Consider the following 24199-nt stretch of genomic DNA (forward strand, 5'->3'; position numbering starts at 1 on the left):
ATTTAAAAAATGCTAAATATTACCAGCCTTTCCAAGACCTACGATAACGGCGTGCATGCGCTTAAAAACGTCAACTTGGATATTCCCAAGGGTATGTTCGGATTGCTCGGCCCCAATGGTGCCGGCAAGTCTTCTTTAATGCGTACTATCGCCACGCTGCAATTTGCAGACAGCGGCTCCATCACTTTTGATGGTATCGATGTGGCCAGTAACCCTCAGAAAATTCGCAGCACCTTGGGTTATCTACCACAGGATTTCGGGGTTTATCCGAGAATCAGTGCTGAAGATATGCTCGATCATATGGCAGTTCTAAAAGGTATTAGTAATCGCAAAGAGCGTCGCGAAATGGTGGCTGAATTACTGCACCAGACCAATTTATTTAAGGATCGCAAAAAAAACCTAAGCGGTTACTCTGGAGGTATGCGCCAGCGCTTTGGTATTGCCCAAGCCCTGATCGGCGACCCACGGCTGATTATTGTCGACGAGCCTACCGCTGGTCTCGACCCTCAGGAGCGCAATCGCTTTCACAACCTGCTTAGCGAAATTGGCGAGAACGTAGTGGTAATTCTTTCCACCCATATTGTCGAAGATGTTGCCGATCTGTGCCCCAATATGGCGATCCTGGCCGCAGGTCAAATTGTGGCCCAAGGCAAACCTGAAGAACTTATCTCTAAATTGCAAGGACGTGTATGGCGGCGCACCGTCGATAAATCTGAGCTGGAAGAATGCCACAATAATTTTGATGTGATTTCCACTCGTTTATTAGCCGGGCGCCATGTTGTGCATGCGCTGGCAGATACCCAACCGGCAGTAGGCTTTGAGCAACTGCAACCGGACCTTGAAGATGTCTACTTCTCCACCCTGTTTAGCAATAAAGAAGCTCAAGTGGCTAGCGCCGCTTGAGGTGGGGGAGGATTTCGATATGTTTTTATCGGTTGCTAAGTTTGAATTTCACTACCAGTTGCGCCAGCCACTGTTTTATGTGACCAGCCTGGTATTTTTTCTACTGACTTTTGGTGCTATGACCGTCGACAACATACAGATCGGCGGCGGTGGAGGTAGCACCCTGATCAACTCTCCCTACACGATTATGCTAACCCTGTTAGTAATGTGCGTTTTCAGTATTTTTATCACTGCCGCCTTCGCAGCCAATCCGGTGCTGCGTGATCGCGATATGAAAATGGAAGGTATTGTCTTCAGTACCCCTATCAGTAAGCGTGATTATCTATTGGGACGCTTCACAGGATCATTTGCCGTGGCCTTCCTCGCTTTCTCATCTACGGCGCTGGGTATGCTGCTCGGTTCATGGATGCCTTGGTTAGACCCAGAGCGCTTGGGCCCCACTCAAATATCCCACTACCTGCAAACCTTATTCATACTTATCCTTCCCACCATGCTGTTTTGCAGCGCCATGTTTTTTAGCCTGGCAGCCATAACTCGCAGCATGATGGCCACTTACCTGGGGTTGATCACCTTCCTGGTACTCTATTTCACCAGCCAGGGAATCATGGATGAACCCGCCTATCGAAGTGCTGCCGCACTGGCTGACCCCTTTGGTATCGCCGCCTTCCAGGAGACAACTCGCTACTGGACCGCTTTCGATCGCAATACCTCTATGATCACACTAGAGGGAAACTTTCTAATCAACCGCTTACTATGGCTGGGCGCCAGCTTATTATTTATCGGCTTAGGCTATAAATGCTTTTCATTTGCCGAACGCAAACCTCTCTGGTCGCGCCGCCGCACCACAGAAGCTGCAGATAGTGAGATACCTAGGTACATCAAGCCCCTACCGCGAATTACTCCAAACTTTGGGGCAGCCACGGTTTGGCAACAATTCCGTATACGCTGCGGTTTTGAAGTAAAAGCAGTAGTAAAAAGCCTAGCTTTTTGGGTAATCCTGGCACTGGGTGTTCTGAATGTCTTGGGCGCATCCCTGAACCTGGAGGCAGTATTTGGCACCTCGGTATACCCGGTGACTCGTTCTATGGTCAGTCTGATAGAAGGTGCTTTTAGCCTCATCATGTTGATTATTCTGATCTACTATGGGGCTGAATTGGTGTGGCGAGAACGCCAGGCCGGTTGCCATGAAATTATGGATGCCGTGCCCACACCCAGCTGGATTTTCGTAGCGAGCAAGTTTATTGCAATGCTGGTAGTTCTGGGCGGTATCCTGATAGCCTGCATGCTTACCACTGTGGCTGTACAGCTGGGCAAGGGATATACAACTCTTGAGCCTGGACTGTATTTTTACGGACTCTGGTATCAATTTGCGCTGCCGTTCTACTTGATGGCAGTCCTATCTATCTTTGCCCAGGTGATAACCCGCAATAAATTCCTCGGCATGCTACTGATGGTGGGCTACTTAATTAGCTCCAGTGTCCTTGATGGTCTTGGGTTCGAACACAACCTCTATCAATTTGCAGACTGGAACGCCGCACCTTACTCAGATATGAATGGTTATGGTCACTTTGATCAGGGTCGGGCTTGGTTTGCGTTATATTGGATCAGCTTCAGCTTGATACTGGCCATCTTGAGTTACGGGCTCTGGCAGCGCGGTACCCTGGCTCCTCTAACTAGCCGGGTCAAAGCCCTGCGCTTCCAACTGGGGCTTTCCAGTCGATTAACTGCCTCCACAACCCTGCTACTGTTTATCGGCACTGGCGCCTTTATTTTCTACAACACCAATATTCTCAATCACTACGAAACCAGCAAGGATCGTGAGCGACTGGCCGCAAACTATGAAAAGAAATACAAGGCCCTGGAGGATAAACTCGCACCACATATCACCGATGTCAAAGTGGATGTGGATATCTTCCCCAATGAACGCCGCTATGAAGTGCGCGGCCGCTACTTCCTGGTTAACAAGCGTGAGGAGTCGATTGATGAGGTAGTTATAGGGCTGGATCGCGGCCTTACAGTTAACCAGTTATCCCTAAATCAGGCCAAGTTACGCGAAAAGGACGAGCAGTTCGGACACTATTTCTTCGAGCTGGATCGCCCACTTGAACCCGGCCAGTCCCTCACGCTGGAGTTTGATCTGAGCAGGATCAATCGCGGCTTTATGAACTCCGGCTCCTCCACCACCTTGGTGCAGAACGGTACCTTCTTTAATAACTACGAAGCGCTGCCCTTTATCGGTTACAACAGCAATTTTGAGTTGACTGATCGTCACCTGCGTAAAAAGCACGATCTACCGCCGCCGCAGCGCATGCCCAAACTGGAGGACAAAGAGCACTACCGAAAATCCTATCTTCGCAGCGACTCCGACTGGATCAACTTTGAAACCACCGTCAGTACTTCCTTGGGACAGATAGCACTGGCCCCCGGCTACCTACAAAAAGACTGGCAGGAGGGAGAGCGCCATTATTTTCATTACAAGATGGACGCGCCCATTCACAACTTTTTTTCCTACCTTTCAGCGGACTACACAGTGGTCAAAGATAAGTGGCAGGACGTTGCCATTGAGGTCTACCACCACAAGCCCCACGACTACAACATAGATCGTATGGTTGAGGGGGTGAAAAAGTCCCTGGAGTATTTCAGTGAGGCATTCAGCCCTTATCAGTATCGCCAACTGCGTATCGTAGAGTTCCCGGGCTATGAATCCTTTGCCCAGGCATTCCCCAACACCGTACCTTTCTCTGAATCTATCGGTTTTGTCGCCGATCTGCGAGACCCGGATGAGATTGATTATGTCTTCTATGTAACCGCCCACGAGGTGGCGCACCAGTGGTGGGCGCATCAATTGATTGGCGCCAATGTACAAGGAGCGACTCTACTGTCTGAAACCCTGGCGCAGTACTCAGCACTAATGGTGATGGAGCGGGAGTACGGCCCTGAAAAAATGCGTCGTTTCCTCAAATATGAGCTGGATGGCTACCTGAGCGCTCGGGGTACCGAGTTACTTGAGGAGTTACCTTTATCTCGCAACGAGAACCAGACCTATATCCATTACGACAAGGGCTCGCTAGCGATGTACGCCCTTAAGGATGCGATGGGTGAAGATGCCGTCAATGCGGCTTTGGCTTCCCTGTTAAAAGACAAAGGCTTCTCCAGTGATCCCTATCCCACCAGCATGGATTTAGTGGCAAGACTCCGAGCCCACGCCGAACCACCCCAGCAAGAGCTGATCACCGATATGCTGGAGCGAGTAGTCCTCTTTGATCTCAAAGTCGCAAATGCCACCTATGAGCTGTTGGAGAACGGCAATTATCGCGTATTACTGGAGCTGGAAGCGCACAAATATGAAGCCAAAGGGGATGGACAGGAGCAAGAAATTCCCATCAATAACTGGATAGATGTTGCCATTTTTGCAGAAGATCCCGACAAGAACGCCAGTTCAGACAATGTGCTCTACTTGGCCAAACAGGAGATCAGTGAAGAGACCACCCTGCTGGAGTTTGAGGTGAAGGGCAAACCGAGCATTGCTGGCTTTGATCCCTATATCAAGATGATCGATAAAAACCCGGACGACAATCTGTTGGCAATAGAGACACTTTAGGGCTCTTGTCACTAATTTCCCGGCCACCTAGGGGGGTGGCTGGGAAAAACTTCCCTCGTTTTCGTTGGAAAAAACTCAGGCAAGTACTGGTCAAATACTACTCAATTTGTGCTAGAATGCGCCACCTTCCCTCAGGTGGAAACCAATAACTCTAACAATCTGTGAGTAGTCGATGTCCGCACTTTCAGCCCTTGATGAAAACCCGCAACCAACAGGCACGCTTACCCTGCAAACCCTGGCTATGCCCCGTGATACCAATCCCCAGGGGGATGTATTCGCTGGTTGGCTGATGTCGCAAATGGACCTGGCTGGAGCAATCTTGGCCCAAAGCATTGCGCGCGGCAGGGTAACTACCGTAGCGGTCGGCAGTATGGTGTTCTTACGCCCGGTTCCGGTTGGCTCTACGGTCAGCTGTTATGCCGAGGCTATAGAGGTAGGGCGTTCCTCTATTAGAACAATGGTTGAGGTATGGCTGACACGGGTGGACTCTGGTGAGCAGGTAAAGGTCACCGAGGGTGAGTTTGTTTTTGTCGCTATCGACGATAGAGGGCATACCAGACCTCTGCCCTGAAACGACTTGCAAAACTATTTCGGGAAACTGCCTTAAACCAGTTTCCCTTCTATGATATTAATTCTGCCTTTTATTCCTGTTTCTTGCTTTCCCCATCAAGTTCCCGCGCCTGGTAATAAGCCTCTTCACTTATCTGGTGATAGGGCCGCACATCCCGCTCAAAATCCTTAAAGGCTTTATAGATACGCGCAAATTCTGGGTCCTTATTTGCGGTCTCTTGCATCAGTTGAGTATTGATCTGCTTTAAATGGGCAAGCACATCATCTGGCAAACGCTTCACTTTGACTCCATGTGTTTCCACCAGCTCACGCAGGGCGCGATTATTACGAGCGGTGTACTCATCCAACATGTCCTGGTTTGCTTCGCGGGCAGCCACGCGCACAATGGCCTGTAGGTCTTTGGGCAATTTCTCAAAGGCTTTTTTATTGACGATAAATTCCATCATTGAGCCGGGTTCATGCCAGCCGGGATAGTAGTAGTACTCGGCAACCTGATGGAAACCGAAAGCGAGATCGTTATAAGGTCCAACCCACTCGGTCGCATCAATAACACCAGTCTGCAGCGCGGTATAGAGTTCACCACCGGGAATAGTCACAGCGGTACCGCCGGCCCGGTTTAATACTTCACCGCCCAGACCGGGAATTCGCATTTTTAAGCCCTGCAAATCCTTAACAGAGTTAATTGGTTTGTTAAACCAGCCGGCCATCTGTACCCCAGTAGAGCCACCGGCCAGGGGTATCAGGTTGAACGGTTCATAAATCTCTTTCCAGAGTTCCAAACCACCACCGTGGTGCAACCAGCCATTCATCTCCTGGGCGTTTAAACCAAAAGGTACCGCGGTAAAAAACTGGGCCGCTGGAATCTTGCCTTTCCAATAATAGGCGGCACCATGTCCCATCTGTGCAGCGCCCTCAGATACCGCACCAAAAATACCTAGAGCGGGTACCAGCTCACCCGCACCATAAACTTTAATTTTGAGGCGGCCCGAGGACATCAACTCAACGTTTTTTGCAAAGCGCTCTGGGGCCTGGCCAAGGCCGGGGAAATTTTTTGGCCAAGTGGTGACAAGCTTCCACTCGAACAATTCTTTGTTGTCATTATCGGAAAAGTGTTGTGCAGGGCCCTGTGCTGCGCGGGAAGTGACCAGTGCAGCAAAGGTAACAACGAGTAGGGCCAGTAGGCCCAAAATAATAGCGGGATACCAGTTAACTTTTTTCATCGCTTTTAATTATCTTTTTTCTTGTAAGGCGCTGATCATCGATAGATGATCTTTTTTAAATGGTCGGGATTTTGGGAAAAACCGAAATCAGTGTAGAAAAAATTCCTAATCTGACTTGGTTTTTACCAAAGCAAACAATCTATAAAGGCTGCAGCTTAGCCATAGCCACTACCAGCCATTTACTGCCAGCATCATCGAAATTCACTTGTACGCGTGCACGGGGGCCATTACCTTCGAACTGCACTACGGTGCCCTCGCCAAACCTGGCATGCTCAACCCGGCCACCCAGTGCCAATGGTGGTAAATCATCGAAATCTGGCGCCGGGTCGGAAAACTGGCCCACCTTGCCATAATCCGCCTGGTAGAGGGGACGGGAAATTTCGGTCTTCAAGCGCACTTCGTGCACCAAATTTGGCGGAATCTCACCGATAAAGCGAGACGGACTGTTGTAGGTCTCGCTGCCAAACAGGCGCCGGTTTTCCGCGTAGGTAATATACAGCTTACGCATGGCACGGGTGATACCCACGTAGCAGAGGCGTCGCTCTTCCTCCATGCGGCCGGGCTCCTGTGCAGACATCTTGTGAGGGAACAGGTTTTCCTCCACGCCCGCCATAAACACCAAAGGAAATTCCAGGCCCTTGGCGGAGTGTAGGGTCATCAGCTGGACGGCATCTTCAAACTCATCCGCCTGGCCTTCACCGGCATCGAGGGCGGCGCTGTCGAGGAACTGGTTAAGAAGAGGGATTTCCTCCTCATCTTCCTCCCCCTCGGGCAGGTCCACACCGGCAAAAGAGCGACAAGCAGTGACCAATTCCTGCAAGTTCTCCACTCGTGTTTGACCCTTCTCACCTTTTTCTTTGCCGTGGAATTCCAGCAGGCCGCTAGTCTCGATCACATCCTCGGCAATGGCATCCAGCTCTTTCTCTTCCGCATTTGCAGCCAGCTGGTTGATCAGATCCAGAAAGCTCTGCAGAGCATTACCGGCGCGCGCAGCCAGAACCCGCTGTTGTAACATCAGCTTGGCCGCCTGCCACAGGGAGCAGCCCTGCTCGCGGGCATAGGAGCGCACCATCTCCACCGTGCGCGCACCAATACCACGAGTGGGGGTATTCACTACCCGTTCAAAGGCGGTGTCATCATTGCGATTGCCGATCAGGCGCAGGTAGGACAGGGCATTTTTAATTTCCAGGCGATCGTAGAAGCGCTGGCCACCGTAGATACGGTAGGGCACCTGATCGCGCAGTAGCCCCTCTTCAAGCACCCGGGATTGGGCGTTGGAGCGGTAGAGGATGGCAATGCTGTCGCGGCGATTGCCATCGCGCACCCAGTCATTGATACGCTCGACGATAAAGCGCGACTCATCCTGCTCGTTGTAGGCGGCGTAGACGGCGATAGGCTCGCCTTCTTCACCCTTGGTCCACAACTCCTTGCCCAGGCGACCGCTGTTATTAGCGATCACCGCATTGGCGGCGTTCAGAATAGTGGAAGTGGAGCGATAATTCTGTTCCAGGCGCACCGTCTGCACTTCACGCAGATCTGTAGAAAAGTGCTGGATATTCTCGATCTTGGCGCCGCGCCAACCGTAAATGGACTGGTCATCATCACCCACAGCGGTGATATGGCACTGCTCCCCAGCGAGCAGGCGCAACCAGGCGTATTGAATCGTGTTGGTATCCTGGAACTCATCCACCAGGATATGGGGGAAACGCCGGCGGTAGTGGGCCAGAATACTGTCGTTATTCAGCCAAAGTTCGTGGGCGCGCAGCAGCAACTCGCCAAAATCTACCAGCCCACCGCGCTGACAGGCCTCTTCATAGGCGAAGTAGATGCGCACCATGGTCTGCAACCAGGGATCGGCGCCGGCATTGATATATTGCGGGCGCAGGCCTTCATCTTTCTGCGCGCCAATCCACCACTGGGTTTCCCGCGGCGGCCACTTTTTATCGTCCAGCCCCAGATCTGCCTGTACCCGCTTGATCAGGCGCAGCTGGTCGTCGGAATCCAGAATCTGGAAGTTCTGCGGCAACTTGGCTTCTTGCCAGTGGGCTTTGAGCAGGCGGTGAGCCAGGCCGTGGAAAGTGCCCACCCACATGCCAAAGGTATTCACCCCCAGCAGCTCTTCGATACGAGCGCGCATCTCGCGGGCCGCCTTGTTGGTAAAGGTCACCGCCATAATGGAGTAGGGCGAGGCGCCCTCCACCTGCATCAGCCAGGCGATGCGGTGCACCAGCACCCGGGTCTTGCCCGAGCCGGCACCGGCCAGAACCAATTGATTGCCGGGCACGGCAGCTACCGCTTCGCGCTGGGCGTCGTTGAGGGGGTCTAAAATCTGAGATACGTCCATGGGCGAAGATTGTACCAGAGCTGCTGCATAAGACCTGTGTAAATAAACAGGATTTTACCCCGGCTGACAATGCAAAGCCCCTCGCCAGCCGGGGGCGCAGCGGCTAAACTGCGCCAACTGGCATAGAGAAGGAAGTCCTGTGAAACCGGCGGAAGTAACGCAACGAATCAGTGAGCAACTGTCATCCATGCGCAAATCTGAGCGCAAGGTGGCGGAGTATATTCTCGCCAATCCCGATGAAATTATTCATATGCGCATCGTCGACCTGGCCACCGAGGCCCAGGTGAGCGAGCCGACCGTGGTGCGCTTTTGTCGCGCCGTGGGCTGTTCCGGTTTCCAGGAGTTCAAGTTGAACCTGGCGCAACAGCTGGCTTCCAGCCCCAGTTTCGGCCAAATCGCGGTGACCGAGACCGACACCATTGCCGAGTACAAACGCAAGGTGTTCGACTCAACAGTAGATACTCTGCTAAAAGTGCGCGATAGAATTGACGACCGCGCCCTTGAGGCCGCTGTCACTGCGATGGCCGCCTCCAAGCGGGTGGAATTCTTCGGCTTTGGCGCCTCTGGTGCTGTCGCCGCCGATGCCCAGCACAAGTTCTTCCGCCTGCAATTGGCCACCGCCGCCCACTCGGACCACCACATCCAGAATATGTCAGCCATGTCTATGCAGCCGGGCGATGTAGTCGTGGCTATCTCCCAGAGTGGCCGCACCAAGGCACTACTGCGCTCCATGAGCATGGCAAAGGAGCAGGGCGCTCTGGTGGTTGGCCTGGCACCCAGCGGTTCGCCGGTGGCACAGCAGGCCAGTATCCCGCTAGAAGTGGATGTGGAAGAAGATATTGAGATCTATACACCACTGTCCTCACGCATCGCCCACCTGGTGGTGATCGATGTGCTCGCCATCGGCGTTGCCCAGCGCAAAGGCCCCCAGTTGCAAGAGCACCTACTAAAGCTGAAGCAGGGCCTGTACACATTGCGGGAAGACAAACACTGAGGGAAATTTGCAAGAATGCGGCACTGGATAATGTGTCGCAGCCCCTCTACCATGCCTGCTGTATCCGGCAATCTACTGCCACTGCCAACAAGTGCCCCTAGCCGTTCCAGAGCAATTCCATGACATCCACCGCATTATCCGCTGAGCAAAAAGCACCGCGCTGGTTGGTGGTATGGCTGGCGGCGCTGGTCTCCCTGACGCCATTTTCCATCGACAGTTACTTGCCGGCTATCCCGGCCATGGCCGGTGCGCTCGATACCGAAGTGGAGCGGGTGCAGTATTCGGTCTCCAGCTTTTTACTGGGTTTTGCCCTAGGCCAGCTCTTCGGCGGCCCCCTCTCCGATCGTTGGGGCAGGCGACTGGTCGGCACTATCGGCCTGTGCATTTATATCGTCAGTTCACTGCTGATCCTGTTTGCCGACCATGTCGATCAACTGATTATCCTGCGCTTTTTCCAGGCCGTGGGGGGCGGTTTTGCTACAGTGATTTGCGCCGCCATAGTGCGCGATCTGCACAGTGGGCGTGAAGCCGCCAAAATTATTTCTATGATCAGTACCATCATGCTGATCGCCCCCCTGATCGCTCCAGTAATCGGCTCTCTACTGCTAGCAGTGGGTGGCTGGCAGAGTATTTTTGTATTCCTGCTACTGTACGCCGCTGCCATGCTGCTATTAGTGCGCTTACTGTTACCAGAAACTGTATCGCGTTTTACCCGCGCGCGGCGCCAGTTGATGCCATTAGCTTCACTGATTTCCACTTATGGACAAGTGCTACGCAACCGCCGCGCCCTCGGTTTTCTCGGCGCCCAGGCCTGTGTCAGTGGTTCGATGTTTATCTATATCACCACCGCACCCTTTGTCTTTATGGACTACTTCAGTGTCAGTCCGAGCCGCTTCCCGCTGTTCTTTGGCGCCTGTATTCTGGGGCTGATCTGTATGGTGCAGGTCAATATCCGCCTGCTCAACCTGTTCCAGCCGCGCAATATTTTATTGGCTGGCGTCACTCTGCAGATGCTCGGCTGTGGTTTGCTATTACTCGGCACTTTGACCGGTATTAAAGAACTGACTCTGTGGATGGTACCGCTGGTATTGGTAATGAGCTGTATCGGTATTACCGGGCCCAATGCCGCCGCCTGTTATCTGGAGTTTTTTCCCAAAATCAGCGGCAGCGCTAACGCCCTGTATGGCGCCACAATTTTTATCACCGGCGGCGTGCTGGGCGGATTGGTCAGCAGCCTGCACACAGGTACCCTGGTTCCTATTGCCGCGTCCATGTTTGGGTGTGCAGTAGTGGCCCTGTTCTCCACTCTGGTAATCGCCCAGGCACGCAAACCCATCGACTCGGATATACCAATCACCAGGCGCTTTACCCCGCGTTGAAGAGTCAGTTTTGTGTTCATCTATTGAAAAGAGGGTATTTCGGCCCGGCCATATTGGCTAAGTACTCAGGGACCATATTTGCCACTTCTGTTCCGGAGCTCCACCTAGTTGTTGATAAAAAGCTTGTGCATCTACATTAGTAGAAAGAACTTCCCACTTTATTTTGGCACTACCCCGCTCATAGGCCTCTTTTATTAAATATCCCATCAATGCCCTTCCTACCCCTTTACGGCGATATTCTTTGTTGCCAACTACGTAAAGTTCTTTAATCCACAGCCAGGGAGTTAAATCGTAGGTAAAGGGAAGGGCATAAAAAACCAGGTAGCCAATAGCTACACCACTGTCTTCGGCCACTAAACATTGGAAGTCTGCCCGCTTAAATAGTCGATTATTTAATTCTTCCTCAGTAACCTTGAACTTATCTAAGTAGCCTTCGAATTTAGCTAGCCCACGCATCATCTCCAATAATTGACGAATATCACTAGGCTTTGCGTTACGTATAAGCATTTATTTGTTGCCAAATTTGATGGATTGGTAGAGGGTGCAATCTTCACCCTCTTTATTTCCGGTCTTGAGAGATAAAATCTCACTTTGACCTTAGGCGCTGATAGTTTCCTTTTCTCCCACCAGTTTGAATCCTTCATCTATCCATCCGGTTATACCACCAATCATTTTTTTCACTGGAAGCCCCAATTTTGCCAACCGGACAGCAGCCTTCTCCGTTGCATTGCAATGGGGCCCGGCGCAGTAAACGACGAACAAAGTGGAATCTAGATAGCGAGATACAAGCTCTTTATTGATGTGCTGATAAGGTAAGGACTCAGCGCCCAAAATGTGCCCCTGACGAAAGGCTTCTTCACCACGAACATCCAACAGGACAAAGTCCTGGCGCCCATTGGTTAGGGCATGATGAACATCCCAGCAGTCCGTCTCAAAGGCCATCAGTTCTTGGAAATGTTGCAGGGCTTTTTGGCTGCTAGCTGGGGCAATACGACTTACAGCAGAACTCATAATTATCTCCTTAGTTAACACTCACTCTTTGTCATGTATGTATTCTGTTCTCTGGCTATTTATTTAACGATTGGCTTAAAAGCCATATAGCGTTAAATTTGAGCCAATCTGGGTATCGAAGTGAGAAATCAAGGGAGGGCATGATGGATAAGGGAAAAGCAAAGCGCGTAGCGATTCTGGTTCATCACCAGGTTGCCTTATTTGAACTTGGCTGCGCGACCGAACTGTTCTGTTTACCCCGCTCCTGTACCGATACGCTCTATGAGGGAGAGGTTGTTTCCTTCACTGCCAAGGCACAGCTGGGGCTTGGGGGGGTATCCCTACAGTGCAGACAAGTGAGCAGCCTGATGGATTACGATTTGTTAGTCGTACCCAGCTGGCCGACTACACCACAAACCAAGGACTGCTCCCTACAATCTGTATACGCTGCTGTGGAAGCCTTTGCGGCGGAACGCCGGCAAATTCTGACTTTTTGTTCTGGCGCATTTTTACCTGCCGAAATTGGTTTGCTGGATGGAAGGCAAGCCACCACTCATTGGCGCTATGCGAATACCTTTAAAAAGCGATTCCCCAAAGTAGAGTATGTAGGGGATGTACTTTATGTCTGGCAGGACAAATTGGCCTGTTCTGCAGGAAGCTCAGCAGCAATAGATTTGGGAATAGAGTATTTACGGCGTAGCCATGGTTATGAATTGGCTAATTCTGTAGCCAAGCGCCTGGTGATGGCTCCTCATCGGCAGGGAGGACAGGCCCAGTTTGTAGAGACCCCAGTTCCCAAGCGGCCCGATCATTTCGCGGGCGCCCTGGATTGGGCCCTTGCCAACCTGGATAAACCCATCATGGTGGGCGACTTGGCGAAGCAAGCGCATCTCTCTCGTCGCAGTTTCGATAGAAAATTTCGCCAATCCATGGGGCTGGCCCCTAAAGAATGGTTAACGCAACAACGGCTTCGTGTAGCGCAGAAAGCACTGGAGTCAGGCAGTGAGACCATTGATCATGCAGCACAAGTTTCTGGTTTTGAGAGCAGTGCAACTCTTCGCCATCATTTCCGTAAAGCTTTCGGTATCTCTCCGGGTCAGTACCAACGACAATTTGCCTGTCCAGATAAGGCTGAAGATATGTGTAGGAAGTAAATAAACCTGAACGGGATAAGATGCTTTCAGTGAGTACAGCCACAACTTCGACCAACGCTAGCGGAGCTGATGCACTGTTTATTTGGCGGCAATATACTCTTGGGCCCCCAATCTAACTGAGATTTTCCTCTTGCAAGGCCTGCTGAACTGCCGGGCGCGCTGCCATACGCTCCTGAAAAGCCTGTAACCTGGGCCACCGTGTCATATCAAAATCCTGAACCTTGAGCCAGCGGTTTATCAGGTAGAGATACGCATCCACGACAGATAGAGAATTCCCCAGCAGGTAGTCGTTCTGTAGCTGCTCTTCAATATAGTCTATGCGACGTAGAATCCTTTCCCGAGCTTTTTTCTTTTCTTCCTCAGTGCCTTTCCAAAACAGGGGCAAGAAAGATTTATGAACCTCCGCACTGATAAAATTCAACCACTCCAACAAGCGGTAATGGTCCAAAGTGCCCAACGGTGGCGCCAAACCGGCATCGGGCTTTTGCTCGGCGAGAAACTGCATAATAGCGACGCCCTCTGTGAGTAACTCGCCCCCCTCTAGCTGCAGTACTGGTACATAGCCCTTCGGGTTAACTCTATAAAAGTCGTCGCCGTTTTCCAGGGTATGCGTCTTTAGATCCACCTTGCAGAGTTCGAGATCAATACCCGCCTCCAGGGCGACAATATGTGGGGATAGAGAACAGGCTCCTGGCGCATAAAAGAGTTTCACGGTGACCCTCCTGAGTGGACTGTGCGGCATCGGGCAATATAGGCGCCTACTGGCTTCACAAGGCGCTATTTTTTGCGAATCCAGTGATCAAGGCTGAAGCGCCCAGCACCCGCGCAGGCGAGAATCAGGTAGCCTCCAGCAATGGTGATGTTCTTCATAAAGCTGGTCATCTCTGCGGGATCGCCTGGTGAGTAATGCACCATCCAGGCACTAGCCAGGCAGAAGAGAAAAAGAATCACTGCGGAAAAGCGGGTAAAGAATCCGAGCAATATCGCCAGGCCACCGACCAGTTCTACGATAATCACCAAGGGGAGTAACAGGGCGGGGATTCCCATGGAAACCATAAAGGCTTCCGTCATTTTGTAGCCGCCGATCTTATTCCAGCCGGCAAAGATAAACAGCAGGGACATTAATACCCGCCCGACAAGTTTAGAGGTATCACATAACAGGGGATGATGTGCCACGGCCTTCTCTCTTCTTTAACTGTTACATTGGGTTCTACCTGATGCCTCCAGTGTAGTTGGGAAGCCATATCGAAATGGGGGCGATGCCGACAGCAATGTATTCCACGTAGAGAAACTTGCACCGCAATTGAGAGTCTGACGAAGCGGAAATTAACGAATGACAGTTTCGGCAGGCGCGGAAAAGTTGTTGTGGATATAAATAGAAAATGCGGTTGTGCCGCACTGAGGAGCCGTTACAATTGCGCGCCCCCAACCAGGGCGCAGCCGGCGGTATCCATACCTGACACCCCTGTGCCCAGAGCCCTGTCAGGGAAACTCGAGCGGGCCCCTGCGCGACTACACTAACGGCACGCTCAGCAACTGATAATTTCGCCCGTAGAAGCATCGCTTTTAAGGGGTTGGCAAGGCCCCACAATTCTTATCCCTGGAGTCCACGCACGGCATGGAAGTCTATTACACCTTTTGTTTTCTTGCCGCGGTGTCGGTCTTTCTCGGTTTCCTAAATCAGTATGTGCTGCGTGCGCAAACCACAATTGCCATCACCACTGGGGCCCTGGCCTTGTCGCTCATTGTCACCGGCCTGGGCAAATTGGGGATAGTGGAGTTGCGCACCTGGGCCGACCAACTGCTGCCGTTGCTTAACCTGGAAGACATTCTACTCAAGGGAATGCTGGGCTTCCTGCTCTTCGCCGGCAGTTTGCATATCGACCTGTTGGAATTGCGCAATCAAAAACTGGAAATTGGCTTGCTGGCGATTGTTGGTACTTTGATTTCCACCTTTGCGGTGGGCGGCCTGCTGTATTGGTTCCTAATGTTGATCAATATGCCGGTAGCCTTCATTTACTGTCTATTATTTGGTGCCTTGATCTCCCCCACCGACCCCATCGCCGTATTGGCCATTATGAAAAACCTCAAGGCACCGGAGCAGGTATCCATTCAGGTGGAAGGGGAGTCCCTGTTCAACGATGGCTTCGGTATTGTGGTATTTGCAGTAATTTACGCGGTGGCTTTCGAAGGGGGGCAACCAACTGTACCGGCAGTGGCAGAGCTATTCGTTCTGGAAGCGATTGGGGGGATTCTGCTCGGCCTGATTATCGGTGGGCTGTTCCACTGGCTGATCTGCTGCACCGACGACCACAGCCTGGAGCTGTTGCTCACCCTGGTCATTCCAACTGCCGGATTCTCATTGGCCAATATCCTCGGTGTCTCCGGTGCCCTGGCGATGGTAGTGAGCGGAATTATTATCGGCAACTTCACCCGCGAGCGCGGCTTTTCCAGGGTGAGCCAGCACGAACTGGATAACTTCTGGAATATCACCGAGGATTTCCTCAACGGACTGCTGTTTCTGTTGGTGGGCCTGTTCCTGATTACTATCGATCTGCGCCCGGCGGACTACCTGCTTATGGTGGCGGGAATTGTCATCGTACTAATGGCACGAGTCCTGGCAGTGGGGGTGCCCTTCCTGTACCTGAAAAGGCGCCGCAGCTACCACCCTTACACCAACCGGATATTGATCTGGGGTGGTCTCAAAGGCGGCCTGGCCCTGGCCCTGGCTATGTCCATCCCCTCTGGCAGCGCTTTTGTTCAGGGGCAGGACCTGCGCTACCTATGGGTGGTTATGACCTATGGCGTAGTGCTCTTTTCTATTGTGGTGCAGGGCTCTACCATAGCGCCATTAATACGCCGCAGTCGCGAATTTGCCGAACCGGAAAGCGCGCCCGCCAGCGATCAGCAACACACTGCTAACTAGCGATAATCGATCAATGGAACACTCTAACTTCCTTGTTGAAGCCGTCATCTTTATGGGGGCCGCGGTTATCGCTGTGCCTATCGCCACACGCCTGGGCCTGGGTTCCGTACTCGGATACCTACTGGCCGGGGTGGCCATTGGACCCAGCGCACTGGGCCTGGTGGGGGATGCCAGCGATGAAATGCATGTGGCCGAATTCGGCGTAGCGTTGATGCTGTTTTTGATCGGCCTGGAGATGCAACCTAAAAAGTTGTGGCAAATGCGCGGCGCCATCCTCGGCACCGGCAGCGCGCAACTACTCCTGACCGCTGCTGCAGTGGCGGCAATAGCGCTGTGGTTATTCGATATGAGCTGGCGCACCGGCGTAGCGATCGGTTTGATCCTGGCCCTGTCCTCCACCGCTATCGTCCTACAGTCCCTCAATGAAAAAGGGCTTCTCAAAACTCAAGGCGGGCGCAGTGCCTTTGCGGTGCTGTTACTCCAGGATATCGCTGTAATCCCCATTCTCGCCCTGCTGCCATTGCTCGCGGGTACTACCGCCGAATCCCACGCCAGCGGCTTGGAGGGATGGGGATATGCCGCTGCGGTTATTGCCACCATCGCCGCCTTCGCTATCACCGGCCGCTATCTGCTGGGACCACTGTTACGCCTGGTAGCTGGCAGCCAAGTACGCGAAATGTTTACCGTTACCGCCCTGCTGATTGTCTTCGCGGCAGCGGCGGTAATGAGCTGGCTCGACCTCTCACCGGCTTTGGGTACTTTCCTCGCCGGAGTACTGTTAGCGGAGAGTGAGTTTCGCCACGAACTGGAGGCAGATATTGAGCCGTTCAAAGGATTGTTACTGGGACTTTTCTTTATCGCCGTAGGCGCCAGCCTGAACTTTGCGCAGATCGCGCAAAACCCACTGCTGTTGTTTGGTCTGGTAGTAGCCCTGGTAGTGGTGAAATTTGGCGTTCTGTTCCTATTGGCAAGGTTTCTGCGCATGTCCAAGGGCGAAGATTGGTTATTCGCACTATCCCTGGCCCAGGCGGGAGAATTTGGCTTCGTTTTGGTGTCCTTTTCCACTCAAATCCAAGTACTCGACGCCGAAGCCAGCAGCTTGTTGGTAGCACTGATCGCCCTGACTATGGCGCTCACACCGATTCTGTTACTGGTATTTGAAAGGTTTATTCAGCCGCGTTTTCTTATCGGCCCGGAAGCCCCACAGGCAGTCGAACACGAACCACCGATGGATTCCAATTCACCGGTCATCATCATCGGTTACGGCCGTTTCGGCCAGATTGCCGGACGCCTGCTCAATGCCTGTGGTTTTAGCACCACCCTACTGGAGCGCAACGCCGAACAGCTGGATTTGGTTCGTCGCTATGGTATTGAGGCCTATTACGGTGATGCCACGCGGGAAGACCTACTGCGCGCCGCCGGCGCCGCCCAGGCACGCCTGGTGATACTCACCTTGAGTGATCAGGCCGCGTCTTTGGAGATCATCGCGCAGCTGCAAAAACACTTTCCGCACTTAAAGATTCTCGCGCGGGCACGCAGCCGTATGCACCAATATGCGCTGATGGAAGCCGGGGTAAAATATATTTTTCGCGAGACCGTCGATCCCGCCTTGGCAATTGGTGAGAAGGCCCTGGAGCTGCTGGGACTCAGCCCCTTGCAAGCGCGCCGCGCTGCACGCAAATTTAAACAGCACGACCAGCGTATGCTGGAGGCACTGTTTCCCTACTGGCGCGATGAGGCACAGCACATCGCGCAAAGCCGTATCTATCGTGAACAACTCTTGCAGGCTCTACAAGAAGACCGCCGCGATAGGGACCTGCATCTGGACCATTACTGGGAAGAGGCGAAAGTGGAGACCGAAAGATCTTAAATGGCCACTGCCTGTGCCGATCAAAGACTTAGGAGCATAGCGCCAAGATAGCTTTTACCCAGATTAGAGTATTGGCTGACGGCGCAAACTTTTGAGCGCAATATGGTTGAGTGCGATTTAATGGCCAACTGTGGAGCTGTGATCGAGCACAGCAATCACAGCCCGACCTGGTATCAGAGTTTCACTCACATGTCCTTTTCCACACAAATCCTTGGCGAATAAAATATCGCCAGCCCTAAAAATATGCTGCTCACCAGAGCTGGTCGTTATTTTCACCTCACCTTCCAGATAAAAAATAAACTGCTCTCGTGGCGCGCAGTGCCAATCAAAAATCTGATGCTCATCGAACTCGCGAAAATATATCTGCCGCACCTGATAGGGATCAGAATAATCCCCAAGTGGCTGATGGTTCTTCTGGATTATTTTCCGCTCTTTAAAGATAGATACGCCATCAACACTTAACAGCTCTATATACTTCATACCTTTCCCAACCTATTGCGAATATTGATCCGGGAAAACCTCTATTCCTTAGACAAAATACTGGCCTCTATCAGATCAACTTCGAGCACTAATTTTCTGTGCAACTCATCATCAATCTCCCGGCTCACACGGAGTTCCAAAAGACGCTGTCGCTCTGCGGCCAATGCCGCCAGACGAAAACGGCGTTCCACCCGTGCCCTCAACCATACCGTCTCGCCCGCTTCATCATCACCGATGTTTATGCGCCGACGGTATATCTCCAACAGGTGATCGATCGCCTCGTAGGCAATCTCTTTATTTTTCCAGTGTACATCTATTTCTTTACGCAAACTGATCAGACGATGTTCAGCGGCCTTAGCGGCAGAAACCCTTGCTCCCTTTTCATCGCCAATCGCCGCAAGACTGGGCGTATCCGGTAAGCGCCTAAGAAGAAATGGTAGGAAAATACTGGCAACCAATAATGAAATCAGAATTACCCCCATAGCTATCGCTATAGATGCTTCACGGCCAGGCAATGGTTTGCCATCAGGCATTAACAGAGGCATTGAAAATGCACCAGCAAGAGTGATAGCCCCACGCACACCAGCCACGCTCAACACACTGACCAGAGCAAATTGAGTAGAGAGAGAGGGAAGGTTGCGGCGAAAGCGCGAGAGATAAAGCGATACCCAAACCCAAATAAAACGCAGCATCAAAAGAACAAAAGAAATTGCCAGGACATACAATACAATCCAACCTAATCCAATATCCTGAGCCCAACTCGAATCTAGATCGATCAGGCGCACCAGCTGTTCTCCCAGCAGCACGAAGATAATGCCATCGAGCACAGTTTGTACGGTATTCCAAACTGCTCTACGGTCCATCCGTGTAGCGGATTTTTCTGAACCATGCAGGCTGGTGTAATGAGTGGCGATTCCCGCACTTGCAGCAGCAAGAATTCCCGACACACCCACACTTTGACCGGCTTGGTAGGCGGCAAAAGGGACCAATAAGCTTACCAATATCTGGATCGCCGTATCCTCACCACGAAGGTACACCAACCAGCGCAACAGATACCCACAGATAAATGCCACCCCCGCACCAATGGCAACCCCTCCTATGGCAACCCAAAAAAAACCGGTTACAGCCTGTGGAAAAGAAAAACTGCCAGTCATCGCCGCAGCCAAAGCAATACGAAAGATATCGAGCCCAGAGGCATCATTAAATAATGATTCTCCAGCAAGAATATGCTCAAGCCTTGGGGGAATATTATTGGTGCCCTGCACAACCGATACGGCCACAGGATCCGTGGGGGCAAGTATTGCCGCTAGTGCAAATGCCATGGCGATCGGCATAATCGGCAACAACCAAGCGATAAAAAACCCCATGCCAAATACGGTAAATATTACCAGCCCTACAGCCAAGGTAATTATCGAACCTAAATCTCTGAAAAGAGCACCCTTGGGAATGCGCCAGCCAGCCAAAAAAAGCAAAGGTGGAATAAAAAGCAGAAAAAATATTTCTGGGTCTAATGGTATTTTTATGCCGAACACGGCGCCGAGAAGAACACCGCCTAAAATTTGAATAAGAGGCAAGGGAACAGGAAAAGGCAAAACTCTAGCGACAATCAGGCTGAGCGCCACTACCAGCAATAACAGCAGAGCAACAACGAGATAGTGCATCGCCCACTCATATTCCTTTGAAAGACTGCGGCACTGCAATTTTCAACCCGACTTAACAGGTCAGCCATTCCGCCAGTATAGGAAAGAGGATTACCGAGGCTTCACAAAGTCATTCAAAGTGTGGGCTTTAGCGCCTAAGCAAGATCATAGACGCTTTAAGAAACAAAGATCCCCACAAGAGGGAAAAGAGTTAACCGAAACGCTGTAAACCTAACAATTAATTTCGAACAGGCACCTCTGGCATCGGTAGAGAGATACTCTCTAGAGAGAGTTCATTAAAAATAGGGAAAGATTATTAATAGCCTAAGGTCTTTCTCATAAATTAGAGTTCCTTGTGCATAATTTTGGGAAAGTTGGATTTTTTAAAAAATACTTATCCACATCAAAAGCCACCTGCTGCCGTAGGGTAAATTTTAAAACTCCAACCTGTTAATAACACTCCCTATCTTACCCACCGGAAAAGAACATAGACCAGGTAACAGAGTACCTGTGGAAATCCAGCGGATAATAATCAATCCAGCCAGAAAAATATTAACAGGCCTCTATTTAAACCCGACTAGCTGGCGAGAAAATCACGCAGCAACCGATTAAACCTCTGTGGCGCTTCAAGAAATAGGAAGTGACTGCCTCCATCTTCAGCCTCGATAATCTCCAACCGAGAACTTTTAATTTGTTGATGAATCCATTGCTGGCATTCTACTGGGTGAGGGCTGGCACGGCCGAAGGCGATCAAAGTGGGTTTTCCAATTCTGGGGATAAAATCGCGCCAATCGCGAGTAACATTGTCAATAAACAGGCGCGCCGCCAGAGCGCGCGGGAACTGCAAATTGACCCCAACCAGCTCTTCCCTTTGATCCTGTGTCATTGCCGGAGTCACCATTGACATCAAAATGTCACGGGTTGCCTGCTCGCCCTGGGAGCTACGCAGTTGGCCGGTAAACTGGAAGAGCTGTTCGGCAGTGAGGATTGCACCGGCCTGCAAACGCTCTTGTTCAGACCAATAAGGCTGGGCAAGTAAGGCAGCGGGTTCATCAATAAAAATCAGTTTGGAAACTCGCGTATCGCCAAACATCTCCAGGTAATTCCAGATCACTGAAGCACCGGCCGAGTGGCCAAGTAGATAGAGAGGGGCCGGGTCCAGGGCTGTGATCAACTCCTGTAAGTCCTTCGCCAAGCGGGCAATACGGTAGCCATACAAGGGTTTTTCTGACTGACCGTGGCCACGCATATCGAGAGCAATGACTCGGTAGCGATCACATAAACCGGCAAGTTGATGCTTGAACAGGGCCGCCCCTTGAGACCAACCGTGCAGTATCAGTAGGGTCGGACCAGTCCCGGCACACAGATAGCTGAGCTTTACCCCATCCGACGTGGTAAAGCTCAAGCCCTGCGCGGATTTGTTCATAAGCCATCCATGGCCTTGGGGAATTACTCTACCGTCACCGACTTAGCCAGGTTCCTAGGCTGATCTACATCGGTGCCTTTCAGCAACGCCACATGATAGCTGAGCAACTGCAGGGGCACGGTATAGAGGATAGGTGCCAAACTTTCTGGGGAGTCCGGCACTTCCACTACGGTAACCCCTTGCTCGCTGGTGAAGCCGGCCTTGGGGCTGGCAAAGACAAACAGCTGTCCACCGCGCGCACGCACTTCCTGCAAGTTGGACTTAAGCTTTTCCAACAGCTCGTCATTGGGGGCCACAACAATTACTGGCATATCCGCATCTACCAGTGCCAGCGGGCCGTGCTTGAGCTCACCTGCCGGATAGGCTTCTGCGTGGATATAAGAGATTTCCTTAAGCTTTAATGCGCCTTCAAGGGCGATAGGAAACTCGACACCACGGCCGAGGAACAACGCATGATTCTTCTCCGCAAAAGCCTCACTGGTATGTTGAACTAGTGCATCGAGGCCGGTGAACTCTTCCATCAGCTTCGGCAGCTGATGTAGCGCACTAACTAGTTCCGCCTCACGCTCACTGGGGAGGCCGTTGGCCTTGGCCAACGCAATACTGAATAACTGCAGGGCCACCAATTGGGTGGTGAAGGCTTTGGTAGAGGCCACACCAATTTCCGGGCCCGCTTCCGTCATCAGCGAAAGTTCAGACTCACGCACCAGAGAACTGTTGGGCACATTGCAAATCGTCATAAAACCCAGGTAGCCAAGTTTTTTGGCCTGACGCAGAGCCGCCAGGGTATCCGCAGTTTCGCCGGACTGAGAAATAGTCACGAACAAAGTACCCGGACGAACAACAGTCTTGCGGTAGCGGATCTCACTGGCCACCTCCACGGAGCAAGGCACTCCCGCCCAGTCCTCCAGCCAATAGCGCGCCACCATTCCCGCGTGGTAGCTGGTACCACAGGCGACGATCTGTACCTGCTCTACCTTTGGCAGGATTTCCTGGGCGCGGCTACCCAGCGCCTGGGACAATACCGAATGTTCTCCAATGCGTCCGGCCAAAGTCGCCGCCACAACCTCCGGCTGTTCGAAGATTTCCTTCTGCATATAGTGGCGATAGCGCCCCTTGTCGGCAACGTCGTGGCCCCTATCCAGCTTATGCACCGGATGGCTCACTTCTTCACCTTGCTTATTGCGAATGGAAATCCCACTGCGGCGCACTTCCGCCACATCCCCTTCTTCGAGGAAGATAAAACGATCGGTTACCTGGCGCAGTGCCATCGGGTCTGAGGCGATAAAGTTCTCCTCAATGCCAACGCCCAAGACCAAGGGGCTACCGTAGCGTGCACAAGCCAGGACCTCTGGCTCCTCTCTGCTGATCACGGCGAGGGCGTAGGCACCCTCCAGCATCTTGGTCGCCTTGCTAACCGCATCCACCACGCCCAGGCCCTCTGTGCTCAGGGAGTGAATCAGGTGAACCACCACTTCAGTATCGGTATCGGAGGCGAATTCATAGCCCTTGGCCTGTAGCTCCTCGCGCAGAGCCTGGTGATTCTCAATAATCCCGTTGTGCACCAGGGTGATATGTTCAGACATATGGGGATGGGCGTTTTCATCGGAAGGCACTCCATGGGTAGCCCAGCGTGTGTGGGCAATGCCTTGATGGCCCTCAGTGGGATCGACCTGCAGCTTGGCCTCCAGGTCTACAACCTTACCCAAACTCTTGCGCAACTGTAGCTGGCCTTCATTATCGCGAAGGCAGACGCCCGCAGAATCGTAACCGCGGTACTCCAAGCGGCGCAGGCCCTCGAGAAGAATACCCGTTACATTGCGCTGGGCCAGTGCCCCAACAATCCCACACATACCGATCTCCTCTCAAATCCTAAAATTTTTGTTTGTTCTTTCGTTAGTCGCCTGCAACTGACTTTGGCGATGCGCAAATCACCCGCACCCCCAAATCTTGCAATTGCTCGCGCGCACTCTCTTCCAGACCAGAGTCTGTCACCAGTACATCGACTTTTGACCAGGATAGCTCCAGGTTGGGAATACGCCTGCCAACCTTGCTGGACTCCGCCAATACCACTACTTCCCGAGCAACTTGCGCCATCACCCTGGATAGGCCTATTTGCTCGTTAAAAGTACAAGTGCCTCGCTCCAGATCTATGCCATCCGCACCAATAAACGCTCTGTCAAAGTCGTAATCGCGCAAAACCTGTTCCGCCACCTTGCCTTGAAAAGCCTCGAAGTGGGGGTCCCAGGTGCCGCCTGTCATTAACAGGGTTGGCTCGTTTTCCAGTTCCCGCAGGGCATTGGCCACATGCAGCGAGTTGGTCATAACCACCAGACCGCGCTTTGATTCCAGCTCGGGGATCATCGCCGCAGTCGTGCGGCCGTAATCAATCACGATGCGATGGTGGTCGGGAATCAGGGCCGCCGCAGTGCGGCCAATGGCGCGCTTCACTTCCGATGGCCCTTCCTCTACAACCAATTCCCGCGGTACCGGTATGGCACCACCACGGCGACGCAGCAGCAAGCCGTGGTTTTCCATCGCAGTAAGATCCTTTCGAATCGTAACTTCTGAAGTTTCGAAACGCCTTGCTAAATCTTCGACACTGGCCTCTCCAGTTTCATTCAAAAGACTCATAATCCCATGGCGACGTTGTTGGGTATTGCGTTTCGACATAACTTGCTAACTTTCATTTCGAAACTTAA

Annotated in this window: 19 protein-coding genes; 8 read left to right on the forward strand and 11 right to left on the reverse strand. The window is 52.2% G+C overall.

All coding sequences use genetic code 11. The features are described from left to right. Window positions 1-9 precede the first annotated feature (9 nt). From ACJJIB_RS01165 to ACJJIB_RS01175, 3 genes are all read left to right on the forward strand, one after another. The gene (locus tag ACJJIB_RS01165) at window positions 10-903 is read left to right on the forward strand and encodes an ABC transporter ATP-binding protein (RefSeq protein WP_444887599.1); all 894 of its coding nucleotides are present in this window, start codon (window positions 10-12) and stop codon (window positions 901-903) included. After that, complete coding sequence (locus tag ACJJIB_RS01170) at window positions 845-4504, forward strand: ABC transporter permease/M1 family aminopeptidase (RefSeq protein WP_444887600.1); 3660 nt, start codon at window positions 845-847, stop codon at window positions 4502-4504. Before ACJJIB_RS01165 ends, ACJJIB_RS01170 begins: the two co-directional genes overlap by 59 nt. Before the next feature lie 172 nt (window positions 4505-4676). Next, window positions 4677-5075 carry an acyl-CoA thioesterase gene (locus tag ACJJIB_RS01175; RefSeq protein WP_152455932.1) on the forward strand — a complete coding sequence of 133 codons (399 nt, stop codon included), beginning with the start codon at window positions 4677-4679 and terminating at the stop codon, window positions 5073-5075. 70 nt (window positions 5076-5145) lie between these two features. Here ACJJIB_RS01175 and ACJJIB_RS01180 read toward each other — a convergent pair whose 3' ends face one another. Both ACJJIB_RS01180 and uvrD read right to left on the reverse strand, forming a co-directional pair. Next, the gene (locus ACJJIB_RS01180; protein WP_444887601.1) at window positions 5146-6294 is read right to left on the reverse strand and encodes a TRAP transporter substrate-binding protein; all 1149 of its coding nucleotides are present in this window, start codon (window positions 6292-6294) and stop codon (window positions 5146-5148) included. A gap of 139 nt (window positions 6295-6433) precedes the next feature. Next, window positions 6434-8638 (reverse strand): DNA helicase II, encoded by a 2205-nt coding sequence (gene uvrD / locus ACJJIB_RS01185; RefSeq protein ID WP_444887602.1) that lies wholly within the window; start codon window positions 8636-8638, stop codon window positions 6434-6436. Window positions 8639-8777: 139 nt separating this feature from the next. On the opposite strand from uvrD, the gene hexR reads away from it, so the two are divergent. Together hexR and ACJJIB_RS01195 are read left to right on the forward strand one after the other, a co-directional pair. Beyond that, window positions 8778-9632 carry a transcriptional regulator HexR gene (gene hexR / locus ACJJIB_RS01190; protein ID WP_108735063.1) on the forward strand — a complete coding sequence of 285 codons (855 nt, stop codon included), beginning with the start codon at window positions 8778-8780 and terminating at the stop codon, window positions 9630-9632. A 119-nt stretch (window positions 9633-9751) separates the two neighbouring features. Then, window positions 9752-11011 (forward strand): multidrug effflux MFS transporter, encoded by a 1260-nt coding sequence (locus ACJJIB_RS01195; RefSeq protein ID WP_252083926.1) that lies wholly within the window; start codon window positions 9752-9754, stop codon window positions 11009-11011. A gap of 57 nt (window positions 11012-11068) precedes the next feature. Here the strand turns inward: ACJJIB_RS01195 and ACJJIB_RS01200 are convergent, their stop codons facing one another. Both ACJJIB_RS01200 and ACJJIB_RS01205 read right to left on the reverse strand, forming a co-directional pair. Further along, the gene (locus ACJJIB_RS01200; RefSeq protein ID WP_444887603.1) at window positions 11069-11518 is read right to left on the reverse strand and encodes a GNAT family N-acetyltransferase; all 450 of its coding nucleotides are present in this window, start codon (window positions 11516-11518) and stop codon (window positions 11069-11071) included. Between the two features lie 90 nt (window positions 11519-11608). Continuing rightward, window positions 11609-12022, reverse strand: coding sequence for a rhodanese-like domain-containing protein (locus ACJJIB_RS01205; protein WP_444887604.1), 414 nt, complete (start codon window positions 12020-12022; stop codon window positions 11609-11611). 143 nt (window positions 12023-12165) lie between these two features. On the opposite strand from ACJJIB_RS01205, the gene ACJJIB_RS01210 reads away from it, so the two are divergent. Continuing rightward, the gene (locus ACJJIB_RS01210) at window positions 12166-13155 is read left to right on the forward strand and encodes a GlxA family transcriptional regulator (RefSeq protein ID WP_444887605.1); all 990 of its coding nucleotides are present in this window, start codon (window positions 12166-12168) and stop codon (window positions 13153-13155) included. 112 nt (window positions 13156-13267) lie between these two features. Here ACJJIB_RS01210 and gstA read toward each other — a convergent pair whose 3' ends face one another. Next, window positions 13268-13867, reverse strand: coding sequence for a glutathione transferase GstA (gene gstA, locus ACJJIB_RS01215; protein ID WP_444883233.1), 600 nt, complete (start codon window positions 13865-13867; stop codon window positions 13268-13270). 65 nt (window positions 13868-13932) lie between these two features. Then, window positions 13933-14331, reverse strand: coding sequence for a DoxX family protein (locus tag ACJJIB_RS01220; protein WP_252083931.1), 399 nt, complete (start codon window positions 14329-14331; stop codon window positions 13933-13935). A 442-nt stretch (window positions 14332-14773) separates the two neighbouring features. On the opposite strand from ACJJIB_RS01220, the gene ACJJIB_RS01225 reads away from it, so the two are divergent. Both ACJJIB_RS01225 and ACJJIB_RS01230 read left to right on the forward strand, forming a co-directional pair. Further along, window positions 14774-16081: a cation:proton antiporter gene (locus tag ACJJIB_RS01225; RefSeq protein ID WP_252083932.1), complete on the forward strand. Its 1308-nt coding sequence runs from the start codon at window positions 14774-14776 to the stop codon at window positions 16079-16081. A gap of 13 nt (window positions 16082-16094) precedes the next feature. Beyond that, window positions 16095-17951 carry a monovalent cation:proton antiporter-2 (CPA2) family protein gene (locus ACJJIB_RS01230; protein ID WP_252083933.1) on the forward strand — a complete coding sequence of 619 codons (1857 nt, stop codon included), beginning with the start codon at window positions 16095-16097 and terminating at the stop codon, window positions 17949-17951. A 117-nt stretch (window positions 17952-18068) separates the two neighbouring features. Here ACJJIB_RS01230 and ACJJIB_RS01235 read toward each other — a convergent pair whose 3' ends face one another. The 5 genes from ACJJIB_RS01235 to ACJJIB_RS01255 form a co-directional block, all read right to left on the reverse strand. Beyond that, window positions 18069-18431: a cupin domain-containing protein gene (locus ACJJIB_RS01235; protein WP_444887606.1), complete on the reverse strand. Its 363-nt coding sequence runs from the start codon at window positions 18429-18431 to the stop codon at window positions 18069-18071. 41 nt (window positions 18432-18472) lie between these two features. After that, complete coding sequence (locus ACJJIB_RS01240) at window positions 18473-20092, reverse strand: Na+/H+ antiporter (RefSeq protein ID WP_444887607.1); 1620 nt, start codon at window positions 20090-20092, stop codon at window positions 18473-18475. A 556-nt stretch (window positions 20093-20648) separates the two neighbouring features. Next, window positions 20649-21497 (reverse strand): alpha/beta fold hydrolase, encoded by an 849-nt coding sequence (locus ACJJIB_RS01245; protein WP_444887608.1) that lies wholly within the window; start codon window positions 21495-21497, stop codon window positions 20649-20651. 23 nt (window positions 21498-21520) lie between these two features. After that, window positions 21521-23350: a glutamine--fructose-6-phosphate transaminase (isomerizing) gene (glmS, locus tag ACJJIB_RS01250; RefSeq protein WP_444887609.1), complete on the reverse strand. Its 1830-nt coding sequence runs from the start codon at window positions 23348-23350 to the stop codon at window positions 21521-21523. A gap of 43 nt (window positions 23351-23393) precedes the next feature. Then, entirely contained in the window at window positions 23394-24170 is a 777-nt protein-coding gene (locus ACJJIB_RS01255; protein WP_444883238.1) for a DeoR/GlpR family DNA-binding transcription regulator, read from the reverse strand. Window positions 24171-24199: the final 29 nt, after the last annotated feature.

The sequence above is a fragment of the Microbulbifer mixtoriginis (SeqCode) genome (genome assembly GCF_052467705.1).